Below are 13,725 nucleotides of genomic sequence, written 5' to 3'. Positions count from 1 at the left end.
TCAGCCGCCCGGCCCTCCCGGCCCGGGACAGAAGACCGGGGGCAGACGGAAAGTCAGGAATTGGCGGGCTGCCCCTACATTGTGGTGCGCAACCCTGACATTGTCCGTGAGGTCCTGCAAAGACCTGCCGACTTCAGCCCGGCAAATGCCCTCGTTGCGGTAACACCTCTGGCGGGGCCAGCCCTCCGCGTGCTGCAGAATGTGCGCTTTGCGTTGCCCCCGGTCCTGGCCAGCAACGACACCGACTCGCATTCGGGAATTCGCAAGGTCGTTGCGGGCTACTTCACTCCCGCCAAGGTTGCAGCCATGGAGCCGCGAATACGCGAACTGGCGAAGGAAGCGGCGGTAAATGCCGCAACCCAATTGGGCCGAACCGGCCAAACGGACCTCGTGCAGACCATGGCTGCGATTCCCCCGGCTGTTGTCATGCTCGAACTTCTCGGCCTTCCCGTGCGGGATCTTCCGCACCTCAAGCGGTGGGGCATCGATTCCATGGAGCTGTTTTGGGGCTGGCCCGATGAGGAGCGGCAACTTGAGCTGGCCTGCAGTGCAGCGGACTTTTACGTCTGGCTGCGCCAGTTGGTAACCGAGTCTTTGCGCGCTCCTGGCCCGAATCTTTTCAAATCATTGGCCGAACACGGCCTGTCCACTCCTGAAATGTGTTCGCTTGGCTACTTCCTGCTGATCGCGGGGCAGGAAACAACTACCCAACTGATCAGCACCACCCTGTTCCGACTCCTCCAGGGGTCTTCCCTCCAGGCCTGGAGCGACGTTTCCGCCGAAGCATGCGCCCGAACCATGGTTCGGCACGTGCTAACCACCGAATCATCGGTCCCCACCTGGCGCCGCGTCGCAACCCGAGATACGACGCTCGGCGGTGGAAGCATTTTGGCCGGAGAAGAGATCCTTCTCGAGCTCTCGGGCAACCACATCACAGGCAACCCCGAAACCTCCCACGTGCCCCCGGGCTTCCAGCCTTCCCCGAAAACACCGGCGCCCAGCGGCTTGGTTTTCGGCTTCGGCATTCATCGGTGCCTCGGGGCCAAACTGGCCGAACTTGAGGCGGCCGTCATTGTCCAGGAAACCGCCGCCGCGCTGCCCCTGATCAGGCTGAAGGATCACAAGCCCGACTGGATCAGGTTCCTTTCCTTCCAGGCTCCCAGGACGGTGACGGTCGTGAGCACCCCATAGTAGCCGTGTGATTTGCGGTTTAGTTGATGAGGGCAAGGACAGAGCCCGCACTGATGACATCGCCGGCCGCTGCCTCAGCCTCGGTGAGGGTTCCTCCACGGTGGGCCGGAACGCTGCTCTCCATCTTCATGGCTTCAAGCACGACTACTGGGTCTCCTTCGGCTACCTCAGTGCCAGGTTCTACCAGCCACTTCACTATGGTTCCGCTCATTGGGGCGCGGAGTTCCGCAGCCATGTCGTTGCTCTCTGGAGCTGAATAGCGGTTTGTGGGATGGCTCACTTGGGCTGTGGCCGCCGAGGGAGTCCCAGCGGGGATCGGATGTCCTGACTGAAACCAGTTGTTAAGCAGGGTGGCCGGCAGCCCCACAGTGTGCCGGCGGCCGTCGACCTCGACGGTGATCGTCCGGCGGTCACCTTCAGGTGCGGTGGTGCTGAAATCGGGATCAGCCAGGATGTCGTGTGTGAAATCGGTTTCGATCCACCGGGTATGGACGTTAATTCCGGTTTCCGATGTGAAGTCCGGCGCTGTAACGACCGCTTGATGAAAGGGCAGGACGGTGGGAACTCCGGTGATGTTGATTTCGCGCAGGGCGCGGCGGGCCCTACGGAGCGCCTGCTGGCGGTCTGCGCCAGTGACGATCAGTTTCGCCAACAGGGAGTCGAATTGTGGGGGTACAACGGACCCGGAGCGGACGCCGGTGTCGAGGCGCACCCCTGGCCCGGTGGGGCTAATGAATTCTCTGATGGTTCCGGGAGAGGGCAGGAAGCCCCGTCCCACGTCCTCAGCGTTGATCCTGAATTCAAAGGCATGTCCTCGCGGTGTGGGATCTTCCGTAAAGCGCAGGGGTTCGCCCGCGGCGATGCGCAGTTGCTCCTGCACGAGGTCGATTCCCGTGGTTTCTTCGCTGATGGGATGTTCGACCTGAAGCCGGGTGTTCACCTCCAAGAAGGCCACGGTTCCGTCGGCAGCTACGAGGAATTCCACTGTTCCGGCCCCGACGTAGCCGGTCTCACGGCAGAGGGCCTTGGCGGAGTCGTAAATTTGGCGGATCTGTTCTTCTGTGAGGAACGGCGCTGGCGCCTCCTCCACGAGCTTCTGATGCCGGCGCTGCAGGGAACAATCGCGGGTTCCGACGACGATGACGTTGCCGTGCTGGTCAGCGAGCACCTGCGCTTCCACGTGCCGCGGCCTGTCAAGGTATCGTTCCACGAAGCATTCGCCGCGGCCGAACGCGACTACCGCCTCCCGGACGGCGGAGTCGAAGGCTTCTTCAATTTCTTCGATGGTTCTCACGACTTTCAAGCCACGGCCGCCTCCCCCGAACGCGGCCTTGATCGCAACCGGGAGCCCATGCTCCTCGGCGAATGAGCGTGCCTCCGATGCGGACGCGACCGGGCCATCGCTTCCGGGGACCAGCGGCGCGCCTGCGCGTAAGGCGATGTCTCGCGCGGTGATCTTGTTACCCAGCTGGCGAATCGCCTCCGGGGATGGGCCGATCCATACAAGCCCGGCGTCCAAGACACCCTGGGCAAAGTCTGCGTTCTCCGAGAGGAACCCGTACCCGGGATGGACAGCGTCTGCCCCGGAGTCCGCCGCTATGGTGAGCAACTTTTCGATGTTCAGGTAGGTGTCTCCCGGGGAGTTGCCCCCAAGGCTGTAGGCCTCGTCCGAGGCCTGGACGTGCATGGAGTCAGCGTCGATGTCGGCATACACGGCAACGGAGGTCAGTTGGGCGTCATTGCACGCCCGGGCTACGCGTACGGCTATTTCACCGCGGTTGGCAATCAGGACTTTGCGCATCAATTACTCACCTTTCTGGGTGGGGCGGCCGGGAGTCCGGCGGTCATTTTCGGTGGTACTGGAATCGGAGGCAGTCTGGCCGGGTGCGATGCGGAAGCGGATTTTGCCGCCGATGGGGATTTGCGCAGCCAGGTCAAGCTGGTGCTCCATCACCACACCAATGACCGGGTAGCCGCCGGTGACGGGGTGGTCGGCCAGGAAGAGCACAGGAAGACCATCAGGCGGAATCTGGATTGCCCCGGCTACCGTTCCTTCGCTGGGAAGTTCGCTGGTGCGGCTGCGGCGGAGGGGGTTTCCCTGCAGTCTCATGCCTACGCGGTTGGAGTCGGGTTTGACTGTCCAGTCCTGGCTGCACAGGGAGTCGAGAGCGGCAGGGTCAAACCAGTCGGCGCGCGGACCCGGAATCAGGTCCAAAGTGACGGTCCCGCCCGGGAGGTAGTCGGGTTGGGATTCAGGACTTCCCACTGCAGTGGACTCTGTCGCGTCGCCCGATGCCAGGACCTGCCCTGGCGAAAGGGGCCCAGGGCCGATGCCGGACATGGTGTCTGTGGATCGGCTGCCCAGCACAGGCGGGACGTCGACACCGCCGCGGACAGCCAGGTAGTTGCGGAAGCCGGAAGTGGGTGCCCCGAAGCTGAGGATTTCACCATCCAGGAGTGCGAAGGGCGCGGCCACAGGTGCGGTGCGGTGCGGGCCTGACCGCAGGCTGGTGGAGGAATCTTTCCGGTCCGAAACGGCCGGGTCAGGCGGGAGGAAGATGGTGAGTGTTGAGCTTGCCCCCGTAACGGCCACCACCTGATCTCCGACTGCCTGGACTTTGAGGCCGCCAGCTACTGTCTCGATGGCAGCGGCTGCCGAGTCGTTTCCCACCAGGCGGTTTGCTCGGCGCAATGATGATCGGTCAAGCGCCCCGGAGGCGGAGACACCCAGGGCAGAAAGGCCTGGCCGGCCCAGGTCCTGAATCAGGCTGCAAACGCCCGGGGAGAGGATCCGAAGTCCCGAGCCTGTTGGCTTTCTCCCAACTTCGTTTACCTGGATATCTGTCGGGACAGGTTCCCGGGTCATCCGAATAACGTCGCGGACAGCGCGGAACTGGACCCGTTGCCCGGGGTATACCAAAGCAGGCTCTGGACGATTGAGGTCCCACATGCTGGCTCCCGTACGCCCAATTAGCTGCCAACCTCCAGGGGACTTGCGGGGATACACCGCGGAATAGTGTCCTGCCAGCGCTACCGAGCCTTCGGGAACTGCGGTGCGCGGAGAGCTTCGGCGGGGAACTTCCAAAGCGCGGTTTTCCCCGACCATGTACCCAAAACCCGGTGCGAATCCGATGAACGCCACGCTCCAGGTCTGGCCTGCGTGGGCCGCAACTACACCTTCGGCGCTGAGGCCGGTCAGCTTTGCTACTTCAGCGAGGTCTTCGCCGTCGTACACGGTGTCAATGACTACCAGCCCGGCATCGCGGTGCACAGGGTCTGTTAGGTCCAGTTCTTGAATAGCCCGTCCTATCCGTCGGGCTGCAGAGGGCGACTCTGCGGTGACCAGGACGGTGCTTGCCGCCGCCACAACGTCTTGTTGGCCTGGTAGGGGATTTTCCAGAAGCGCAGCCTGCAGGGCGAGTACATCCTGTGTTCCGGACAGCTCTGCGAGCACCGCACGTGTCCCAACTTGCCGCACAGAGCGGGCCGTACGCGAAGGTCCGGCTACCGGGGCTCGGCCCGGGACACTGGATGGGCTCGGGTTGTTGGTTGTTAACATCAGATCCTCAATTCGACTTGGACGGTAGTGGGAACCGGCGGCCAAACCCGGCCAGGTCGCGGTACCCGACGTGGGCTCCAATGACGACCCCCGCCATGGATTGCGGCATCATCGCCACGGGTCCACGGGTCCACTGTCCAAAGGACTCACCCGCGTCGCTGTTCAGATCAGTCGCCTGCATCTGTGACCTCATCTCAATCTGTTTGAGACAAGCATGCACCGGCAGCACCTTATTGAGCCCTGTGCGAGGAAGCGCGACCGCTAACGACAGGCCGGCCTCCGTCAGCAAAAGAACAAAAACCACGGTTCCCGGAAAGGCTTTCGAGACCAGCCTGTTCCATGGACACGGAACCAAAAACCGGACTTCAGGCTTGGAATCCGTTCCATATTTGGCGCTCCGCGGGCTGGATACCATGAGGTGACCGGGCAAAGCCGCCCGGTGGGATCAATGTAAAAGGAAGCCCATGACCGCTGTTACGGTGGACGACATCCTCTCGGATCTCCCCTTGGGTTTCGCCAGCCTTATCCTGCGTCCGTCTCCGGCGCAGGCGGCCATAGAACGGCTCCTGATCCTGGATGCCGACGACGAAACGGCGGACGGGAACGGGGCCTTTGTCCTGCTGGTCGGCGTGCGCGGCCGTTCGGCCCTGCCAGCCCTCCGCCGGCTCCTGAAGAATCCCCCGCCGGTGGTCGCAGTCAAAGGCCAGCGGGAAGACCTTGCCGAGGCTGAGGAACTGCTGCGCACCGCGGGGGCCGGGCTGCTCCTGGTGGATCCCGGGGCTGACTGGGACCGCCTGCTGTCCATCGCCAAGGACAGGATCCAGCCGCGCAGCTACCAGAGCGAAGTGCTGACCCTGCTCGAAGAGGACCTCTTTGCCATCGCCCAGACCACTGCACGGCTAACGTCCAGCCACGTGGTCATTGAGGACGCCGCCAACAAAGTCCTGGCCTACTCCACCGTGTCCAACGACATCGACGAGCTGCGGAAGGCCTCCATCCTCGCCCGGCGCGGCCCACGGAAGTACGAACTGCTGCTCAAGGACCTGGGCGCCTACCGCGAGCTCCACCGCACCCGGTTGCCTGTGCGCGTGCCCGCCAGACCACAGGACGGGCTGCGCGAACGGGTGGCCATCACCCTGTTCGCCGGCGACCGGATCATGGGCTACATCTGGCTCCAGGAGACCGGAGAAGGCTTTGGCCCCGATGTTGACTACGTCCTGACGGGTTCCGCCGCGCGGGTCTCCGCGGAGTTGATCCGCTACCGCAACCAACAGTCCGTGCACATGAGGGAGGACCGCATTGTCCGGATCCTGTCCGGTCCGGCTGAGGCCGCAGCCAGTGCCCACAGCGAAAAGATCCCGGCGGACCGCCCGGCTGCCCTGATCCTGATCGGCATGTCCGCGGCCGACTCGCAAGCCGACGACGCCGCCCTCAAGCACGGCGAACTCGCCAACCTCGCTTCCATCCACGCCGCCGCCTACAAGGCTTCCGCCGTCGTCGGGCAGTTCAATGGCGATACCGCCATGATCATCCCGGCCCTGCAGTCCGGCGCTTCAGAACCAGGGCTGCGCACCCTGGCGGAAGCCATCGTCCGGGACGCACGCAAGCACCTTGGCCTCACCCCGTTCGCTGCCGTCGGGCCCGTGGTCCCGGATCTGCTGTCCATCCACACGGCAACCCGCATCACGGAAGCCCTGCTGGCGTGCGTTGGGACTTCTGAAGCCGGTGCCGTTGCCACCGTGGATGACTTCGAAGAGGAGATCCTCTTCCGCGAGGCGGTCAGGAACTTCACCTCCTCCCCCTTCCGGCACCGCAGCCTGGCCTCGCTGCTCCGGCAGGATGCGGAACTCGCCGCGACCCTGCGGGCGTACTTCGACGCATCCTTCGACGTCGCCGAGTGCGCCAAACGCATGAACCTGCACAAAAACACCGTCTACTACCGGGTCAGCAAGGCCGCGCGGGTAACCCGCCTGGACTTCGGCAACCCGCGCGATTCCCTGGTCGCACTGCTCCACATCCAGGAGTGGGCGGCCAACCACCACGAGCCTTCAGGCAGGAAATGACCGCAACACTGGATGCACCGCCCTTGGGTGCCCTCCTCAACGACATCGTCAGCAAGCACCGCCCCCGGAAGGAAGCCGGGTCAGTGCCCACCAACATTCCCTTCCTCGCAGGGGTCCCGTTCGACAGGTTCGGGATAGCAATTGCCACCACCGGCGGAGAAGTGTTCAGCTCCGGCGACGCGCACACCCCCTTTTCCATCCAGTCCATTTCCAAGGTCTTCACGCTGGCCATGGCCCTCCAGGGGAACAACCCGGGCAGCCTCTGGTCGAGGGTCCTGCGCGAACCGTCCGGAACGTCCTTCAACTCTCTGGTGCAGCTGGAGGTGGAACACGGCATTCCGCGGAATCCGTTCATCAACGCTGGCGCCCTGGTGGTCACCGACCATCTGATGGAAGAAACGTCCGACGCCGCCACGCAGCTTCTGCGGTTCCTCACCGAACAGTCCGAAGCGCGGAAGCAAGGACAACCAGGCCCCTTCATCGACGAAGCCGCCGCGGCCGGCGAGCTGGCCGCCAGCAGCCGCAACCTTGCGCTGGCCCACTTCCTGAAGGACTTTGGCAACCTTCGGCAGCGGGCGGAAGGCGTGGTTGAGAACTATGTCCGCCAGTGCTCGATCATGATGACATGCGTGGAACTGGCAAAAGCTGGTCTCTTCCTTGCCCGGGACGGCCAGGGAGCACGGGGACCTGTCCTGTCCCCGAGCGAGGCGAAACGGATCGGCTCCATCATGCTCACCTGCGGGATGTACGACGCCGCTGGTGAATTCGCCTACCGGGTGGGCCTCCCGGGGAAAAGCGGCGTAGGCGGCGGAATCCTGGTCATCGTCCCGGGCCAGTGCGCCATCTGCGTCTGGAGCCCGCGCCTGGATGCCAAGGGCAACTCCCTGGCCGGAACCGCGGCCCTCGCCGATCTTTCGGACCGCACCGGCTGGTCTGTTTTCTAGGGCCCCCGGTCCAAAACCCGCAGCTTCTTTCCCCACCAAGCAGGATCTTCTCTGTATCGAAAGGATCAACCATGCCCATCAACCCCAACGACGAGGTTGTACCTGTTCAACCCGACGGCGGCCACGCGCATGCTTCGGAGCGGGCGCTGCACGCTGAGGACAAGGGCTACCACAAGAACCTCAAGCCCCGGCAGATCCAGATGATCGCGATCGGCGGCGCGATCGGCACCGGCTTGTTCCTGGGCGCCGGCGGCCGCCTGAACGCGGCCGGCCCGTCCCTGGTCATCGCCTACGCGGTGTGCGGTTTCTTCGCGTTCCTGATCCTGCGCGCCCTGGGCGAACTGGTCCTGCACCGCCCCTCCTCGGGCTCCTTCGTCTCCTACGCCCGCGAATTCTTCGGCGAAAAAGCAGCGTTCGTCTCCGGCTGGTTCTACTGGATCAACTGGGCCACCACCACCATCGTGGACATCACCGCCGCCGCCCTCTACATGAACTTCTTCGGCAACTACATCCCCTGGATGGCAGCCGTCCCGCAATGGGCCTGGGCACTGATCGCCCTCCTCGTCGTCCTCGCCCTGAACCTGGTCTCCGTCAAGGTCTTCGGCGAAATGGAATTCTGGTTCGCCCTGATCAAGGTCGCAGCCCTGGTCATCTTCCTCATCGTCGGGACCTACTTCGTCATCTTCGGCACCCCCGTGGACGGCCAACAGGTCGGCTTCAGCCTCATCAGCGACAACGGCGGAATCTTCCCCAACGGCCTGCTGCCCATGATCATCCTCATGCAAGGCGTCCTGTTCGCCTACGCCTCCATCGAACTGGTCGGCACCGCCGCCGGCGAAACCGAAAACCCCGAAAAAATCATGCCCAAGGCCATCAACTCCGTGGTCTTCCGCATCGCCGTGTTCTACGTCGGCTCCGTCATCCTGCTCGCCCTGCTGCTGCCCTACACCTCCTACGAAAAGGGCGTCAGCCCCTTCGTGACCTTCTTCGGCTCCATCGGCATCCAGGGCGTGGACGTCATCATGAACCTCGTCGTCCTCACCGCAGCCCTGTCCTCACTGAACGCCGGGCTCTACTCCACCGGCCGGATCCTGCGCTCCATGTCCGTCAACGGCTCCGCCCCCAAATTCGCCTCCCGGATGAACAAAGCAGGCGTCCCCTACGGCGGCATCGCCATCACCGCCGGCGTCTCCCTCCTCGGCGTCCCGCTGAACTACCTCGTCCCGGCCCAGGCCTTCGAAATCGTCCTCAACGTCGCCTCCGTAGGCATCATCATGACCTGGGCCACCATCGTCCTGTGCCAGATCCAACTCAAACGCTGGGCCGACAAAGGCTGGCTCAAACGCCCCTCCTTCCGCATGATCGGCGCCCCCTACACCGGCTACCTCTCCCTCCTCTTCCTCCTCGGCGTCCTGGTCATGGTCTTCATCGACTCCCCCCTGACCATGCTCGTCACCGCCATCGCCTCAATCCTGATGGTCGTCGGCTGGTACGCCTGCCGCAAACGCATCCACGAAATCGCCGAAACCCGCGACGGCTACACAGGCACCGCACCCGTCGTCGCAAACCGCACACCTGTCGCCTAGCTCTACACCCGCGTAGTCCACTCCCAGAACATCGAACTAAAGAAAGAACATGACACCAGAGTCCCAGTCCACCGTGACCATCTTCCCCGCCCCGCGTTCCGCCGTCGTCCCTGACCACTCCGGTGCGGCCGGCTCCGGCGCTCTGCAACCCCATGTGCCGGACGTGCCAGGACCTGCGCTGAAATCCGCCGGCCACGTCATCGTTGATTCGTTGGTGGCCCACGGCGTGGAGCGCACCTACGTGGTCCCGGGCGAGAGCTTCCTGGACGTCCTGGACGGCCTGCACCATTCGGCTATCGAGACCGTCGTCTGCCGCCACGAGGGCGGTGCTGCCTACATGGCTGAGGCCGACGGCAAGTTGCATCAGCGCCCGGGTGTGGCCATGGTCACCCGGGGTCCGGGTGCGGCCAACGCGCACGTGGGGCTGCACACCGCCTGGCAGGACTCCACGCCCATGCTGCTCTTTGTGGGCCTCATCCCGTTCGCGCACCGGGACCGCGAAGCCTTCCAGGAGTTCGACATCAAGGCCTGGTTCGATACTGGTGCAAAGCGGGTCATGGTCCTGGACCACCCGGAACGAGCCTCCGAAATCGTAGCTGAGGCGATGTTCGCTGCGATGAGCGGGCGGCCGGGCCCGGTGGTGGTGGGCCTGCCGGAGGACGTCATCAGGCAGCAGATTGATCCGGCCCTGCACCCCGCCATCCCGGTGGCGGCCGGCGGAATGAGCAGGACGGACGCCGCGGCCCTGGAGGCTGCGCTGGCGGAATCCACCAAGCCGCTGTTCGTCACGGGCGGGAACGACTGGACCCCGGAGGCAGCCGGCCAGCTCACCGCCTGGCTGGAGCGCCACCACATCCCGGCAGCGGCGGAATGGCGAACGCAGGGAACCGTGCCCTTCGATTCACCCTCCTATGTGGGCCCGATCGGCTACGGCCGGCCGCGCCCCACGTATGACCTGCTGGAGGAAACCGACCTGCTGGTGTTTGTGGGCACGGTGCCGGGCGACGTCATCACGGACGGCTTTGTCTGCCGGCAGGACTGGAACAAAAAGAACTTCCTGGTCACCATCGACCCCTCCCTGCGAGGGCGGTCCGGTCCCGTCTCGCGGCAGATCCTGGCGAAGCCGGAGTCGTTTGTACGGGACCTCGCGGACATCCGGTTGCCGGTGAAGGATGAGTGGAAGGAATGGACGGGCCGGATGCGGGCCGAGCAGGAACAGTTTGCCACGCTCCCTCCGGCTGCGCCGGCAGCAGGCCAGGCCCGGATGGACACGTTGATGGCCCACCTCGTGCCCAGGCTGCCGGCGGATGCCATGGTGACGTTCGGTGCCGGTGAGCACACCAACTGGGCCCACAGGTACTTTCCCACCCGCCGTTACGCGTCGATGATCAGTGCCCGCAACGGCTCCATGGGCTATTCCGTCCCGTCAGCCATCGCCGCGTCCCTTGCCGAACCGCGACGCCGGGTGGTCACCATCGCGGGTGACGGCGAGTTCCTCATGAATGGGCAGGAACTGGCAACCGCCGCGCAGTACGGTGCCACACCGCTGGTGATCGTGATGGACAACCAGGAATACGGCACTATTCGAACCCATCAGGAACGGCACTACCCGGAGCGGGTATCGGGCACGCAGCTGAAGAACCCCGACTTTGGCCTGATGGCCAAAGCGTTCGGCGGTTTCGGCGTCACCGTTACGGAGGACAAGGACGTTCCCGCCGCGCTGGACGCGGCGCTGGCGGCAATCGACCAGGACCACGTCTTTGCCCTGATCCACCTCGTCGTGGCGCAGCGGGTCAAGGCGTACTGAGGACAGTCGTCCTGCCGGGCACCTGCAAAAGGCCAGGCGGACGACGGCGGGAACCTCCCGCCGTCGTCCGCCTTCCGGAGAGCTGGGAAACTACTGCGTTCCCGGCGGGCGGTACTTGATGTCCCCGGCCTTCTGTAGCGCTTCCATCGTTTCCTCAACAGTGAGGAGCACCGTGGTTTCGATTGAGCTGAGCGCGCCTCCCCCGCTGATGGCCACGGCCACGGCGGCCATGGACACGTTGTCCGGCGCTTCCCAGAGGTTGTAGCCGTCGTGGGCGCCGAAGCCGTACCAGAATCCGTGGAGCTTTCCGCCCACCGACTCAATGTAGGCCTGCGCTGCCTTCCGCCGGTCCTCCGGGTTGTTGATCAGCCGGGCCCAGGTCTCCGGCGTGTAGCTGAATTTCGAGAGATAAAGAGGCATTGCCCTGTCCTGTCGCTCTGGGTGCCTGAACTGCGGATGCACCCAGAATGGCAGGCCGGCCCCGGGTCAGCAATGGCCGTTTTTTGCCTGCTGTTCCCGGAGCCGGCCGCCGTCCTGCCGTTGGCAGGGACCAGGAAAATGCCGGGCAGCTGGCTACAGCTTGTCCGTGCGGTCCTCGCCCTTGTGGCCTGCGCTGCGGAGGTTTTCCTGGACCTTCCCGAAAAGGTCCTTGAGGGTGGACTCGGCGTTGGTGATGACATCCACCTGCAGGTAGACGTCGTGCGTGAGGGGCAGGTCGTACTCTTCCTTCAGGTGCGTGCCGCCTGCAACACCGTCGAGGGTCAGGTAGACCAGCGCCTCCGTCCTTGCGATTCCAGCGATCTTGCCGAAAACAACGGTGAACTCGTTCGGCTGAAAGCTGACGGTCTGGCCGATATGCGAGCGGTCCAGCTCGCCCGCGGGGACTGCTCGCTCTGACTGGCTTCCGGTGTAGTCCATAAACTTCTCCTTAGATCGCCGACACATACGCTCGCAGTCTAGCGCCGCGGTTCCCGCCAGGCCTACCGGGGCGCTGGAGGGCTGCACAAGCGGCCGGCTGCTGGCGTGGTCAGTCCTCCATTGAAGCCACCGGGCCCGTCCTGTTTGATGGCAGGAACCGGCTGGACAGCCGCCCGACCACTAAAGGAAAACCCGTGACTTCAATGACGAACCGCGTCAAGAGCCCTGCCCGCTGGGACGATGTCGAGATCGGCGACACCGTGGAACTAAGGCGGAACGGTGCCCGTATCCACGCCGGGCATGTGGATGCCCGCACTGCAGACGGCGACGTGGTGTGGGTGGTCGCCTCCGTCGGCGGCCGCCGCCTGTTCCACATCGCCGACGGCTACGACCTGGTCGGCTTCCCTTCAATCACAGCGAACTGACTACAGCGGCCGCGGGGCCTTTGCAAGACTGGGAAGGAACCAGCCCACACGCCGCCACCAGCTACGGAGAACGCCATGACCCCACCGGACCACACCGCCTTCCGCGGCACCCGCATCACGGAAATCCTAGGGATCGACGTCCCCGTTGTCCTTGGCCCTTTCGGCGGCGTCTCCTCCGTGCGGCTCACGGCAGCGGTGAGCGGCGGCGGCGGCCTGGGTTCCTACGGCCTCTACGGCTACGACGGCGGCGCCATCCAGCGGACGGCAGCGGACCTGCGTGCCGCCACCGCCAGGCCCTTCGCCCTTAATCTGTGGGTGCCCACGGGCGATGAAGCCGGGGCGCCGGACCAGGCGGACTTCGACCGCTACACGGCCCCGCTGAAGCCATATTTCGAGGAACTCGGGATCCCGCTGCCACAGATGCCCGGCCGGTACCTGCCCGACTACGGAGAACAGGTGGCGGCCACGCTGGAAGCCCGTCCCGCCGTCGTCAGCTTTGTGTTCGGCGTCCCCGCACCGGAGGTGGTGGAGGAGGCGCACCGGCGCGGCATCAAAGTGCTGGGCACCGCCACCACTGTCGATGAGGCTGTCGCACTGGAAGCCGGTGGCGTGGACGCCATCGTGGCCAGCGGAATGGAGTCCGGCGGACACCGCGTGTCCTTCCTGCAGCCGGCCGAAGAATCCCTTGTGGGCACCTTCGCCCTGGTTCCCCAGGTGGCGGATGCCGTGCGTATCCCCGTGGTAGCGGCCGGAGGAATCGCGGACCGGCGCGGCGTCGCTGCGGCCTTTGCCCTGGGCGCGGAGGCCGTGCAGGTGGGCACCGCGTTCCTGGCCACCCGGGAGTCGGCCGCCGCGCCCGCCTACCGGTCGCTGCTTTTCAGCCCTGCCGCCGGGAGCACGGTCCTCACCCGCGCACTCAGTGGAAGGTTGGCCCGCGGCATACCCAACCGCGTTACCGAGGACCTTGCCGATGCAGGATTGATTGCGCCGTTTCCGGTCCAGAACTGGCTGACGGGGCGTTTCCGGCCCGAGGCGGCCGCCCGTGGGAACACCGGGCTGATGTCCCTCTGGGCGGGCCAGGCGGCTCCCCTGATCCGGCATGACACCGCCGCGGATGTCCTCGCCGAGCTGCTGGCCGGCTGCGAATGAGCCGGTCCGGCTGTCCACAGAAGCGGACATCCGGTACCTGCCGCGGGGCGAATCACCGATAGAATCTGGACCGGCGGGGCCAA

11 protein-coding genes and 1 pseudogene are annotated in these 13,725 nt (G+C 64.8%); 7 read left to right on the top strand and 5 right to left on the bottom strand.

The window, feature by feature from the left end:
- Positions 1–60: 60 nt before the first annotated feature.
- Positions 61–1,191 (top strand): cytochrome P450 family protein, encoded by a 1,131-nt coding sequence (locus AC5RUU_RS07265; RefSeq protein ID WP_493974532.1) that lies wholly within the window; start codon positions 61–63, stop codon positions 1,189–1,191.
- 19 nt (positions 1,192–1,210) lie between these two features.
- On the opposite strand, the gene AC5RUU_RS07260 is transcribed toward AC5RUU_RS07265, so the two are convergent.
- The 3 genes and pseudogenes from AC5RUU_RS07260 to AC5RUU_RS07250 form a co-directional block, all read right to left on the bottom strand.
- A complete protein-coding gene (locus tag AC5RUU_RS07260; RefSeq protein WP_493974531.1) occupies positions 1,211–2,992 on the bottom strand; it encodes an acetyl/propionyl/methylcrotonyl-CoA carboxylase subunit alpha in 1,782 nt (593 codons plus the stop codon).
- A gap of 3 nt (positions 2,993–2,995) precedes the next feature.
- Positions 2,996–4,750 (bottom strand): 5-oxoprolinase subunit B/C family protein, encoded by a 1,755-nt coding sequence (locus AC5RUU_RS07255; protein ID WP_493974530.1) that lies wholly within the window; start codon positions 4,748–4,750, stop codon positions 2,996–2,998.
- A 31-nt stretch (positions 4,751–4,781) separates the two neighbouring features.
- Positions 4,782–4,931, bottom strand: a pseudogene (locus tag AC5RUU_RS07250) (LamB/YcsF family protein); the annotation flags it as partial.
- A 283-nt stretch (positions 4,932–5,214) separates the two neighbouring features.
- On the opposite strand from AC5RUU_RS07250, the gene AC5RUU_RS07245 reads away from it, so the two are divergent.
- From AC5RUU_RS07245 to AC5RUU_RS07230, 4 genes are all read left to right on the top strand, one after another.
- On the top strand, positions 5,215–6,813 hold the full coding sequence (locus tag AC5RUU_RS07245) for a PucR family transcriptional regulator (protein ID WP_493974529.1): 1,599 nt from the start codon (positions 5,215–5,217) through the stop codon (positions 6,811–6,813).
- Positions 6,810–7,757, top strand: a complete 948-nt coding sequence (locus tag AC5RUU_RS07240; protein WP_493974528.1) for a glutaminase — start codon at positions 6,810–6,812, stop codon at positions 7,755–7,757. The genes AC5RUU_RS07245 and AC5RUU_RS07240 overlap by 4 nt, the downstream gene beginning before the upstream one ends.
- A gap of 71 nt (positions 7,758–7,828) precedes the next feature.
- Positions 7,829–9,343, top strand: coding sequence for an amino acid permease (locus AC5RUU_RS07235; RefSeq protein ID WP_493974527.1), 1,515 nt, complete (start codon positions 7,829–7,831; stop codon positions 9,341–9,343).
- A gap of 49 nt (positions 9,344–9,392) precedes the next feature.
- A complete protein-coding gene (locus AC5RUU_RS07230; RefSeq protein WP_493974526.1) occupies positions 9,393–11,150 on the top strand; it encodes a thiamine pyrophosphate-dependent enzyme in 1,758 nt (585 codons plus the stop codon).
- Between the two features lie 90 nt (positions 11,151–11,240).
- On the opposite strand, the gene AC5RUU_RS07225 is transcribed toward AC5RUU_RS07230, so the two are convergent.
- Complete coding sequence (locus AC5RUU_RS07225; protein ID WP_493974525.1) at positions 11,241–11,570, bottom strand: GYD domain-containing protein; 330 nt, start codon at positions 11,568–11,570, stop codon at positions 11,241–11,243.
- A 153-nt stretch (positions 11,571–11,723) separates the two neighbouring features.
- Entirely contained in the window at positions 11,724–12,068 is a 345-nt protein-coding gene (locus AC5RUU_RS07220) for a hypothetical protein (protein ID WP_493974524.1), read from the bottom strand.
- Positions 12,069–12,271: 203 nt separating this feature from the next.
- On the opposite strand from AC5RUU_RS07220, the gene AC5RUU_RS07215 reads away from it, so the two are divergent.
- The gene (locus AC5RUU_RS07215; protein ID WP_493974626.1) at positions 12,272–12,493 is read left to right on the top strand and encodes a hypothetical protein; all 222 of its coding nucleotides are present in this window, start codon (positions 12,272–12,274) and stop codon (positions 12,491–12,493) included.
- A 75-nt stretch (positions 12,494–12,568) separates the two neighbouring features.
- Positions 12,569–13,642: an NAD(P)H-dependent flavin oxidoreductase gene (locus AC5RUU_RS07210; RefSeq protein WP_493974523.1), complete on the top strand. Its 1,074-nt coding sequence runs from the start codon at positions 12,569–12,571 to the stop codon at positions 13,640–13,642.
- The last annotated feature ends 83 nt before the right edge of the window (positions 13,643–13,725 follow it).

The sequence above is a fragment of the Arthrobacter sp. K4-10C genome (genome assembly GCF_059090085.1).
The sequence above is the reverse complement of the archived record's forward strand: the minus strand, read 5'-3'. Positions and strand labels throughout refer to the sequence as shown.

Bases quoted from the DNA above. Each gene is read 5' to 3' on its own strand.
- AC5RUU_RS07260 (WP_493974531.1), bottom strand. From the start codon at position 2,992: ATGCGCAAAGTCCTGATTGCCAACCGCGGTGAAATAGCCGTACGCGTA.
- AC5RUU_RS07255 (WP_493974530.1), bottom strand. From the start codon at position 4,750: ATGTTAACAACCAACAACCCGAGCCCATCCAGTGTCCCGGGCCGAGCC.
- AC5RUU_RS07245 (WP_493974529.1), top strand. From the start codon at position 5,215: ATGACCGCTGTTACGGTGGACGACATCCTCTCGGATCTCCCCTTGGGT.
- AC5RUU_RS07240 (WP_493974528.1), top strand. From the start codon at position 6,810: ATGACCGCAACACTGGATGCACCGCCCTTGGGTGCCCTCCTCAACGAC.
- AC5RUU_RS07235 (WP_493974527.1), top strand. From the start codon at position 7,829: ATGCCCATCAACCCCAACGACGAGGTTGTACCTGTTCAACCCGACGGC.
- AC5RUU_RS07230 (WP_493974526.1), top strand. From the start codon at position 9,393: ATGACACCAGAGTCCCAGTCCACCGTGACCATCTTCCCCGCCCCGCGT.
- AC5RUU_RS07225 (WP_493974525.1), bottom strand. From the start codon at position 11,570: ATGCCTCTTTATCTCTCGAAATTCAGCTACACGCCGGAGACCTGGGCC.
- AC5RUU_RS07220 (WP_493974524.1), bottom strand. From the start codon at position 12,068: ATGGACTACACCGGAAGCCAGTCAGAGCGAGCAGTCCCCGCGGGCGAG.
- AC5RUU_RS07215 (WP_493974626.1), top strand. From the start codon at position 12,272: ATGACGAACCGCGTCAAGAGCCCTGCCCGCTGGGACGATGTCGAGATC.
- AC5RUU_RS07210 (WP_493974523.1), top strand. From the start codon at position 12,569: ATGACCCCACCGGACCACACCGCCTTCCGCGGCACCCGCATCACGGAA.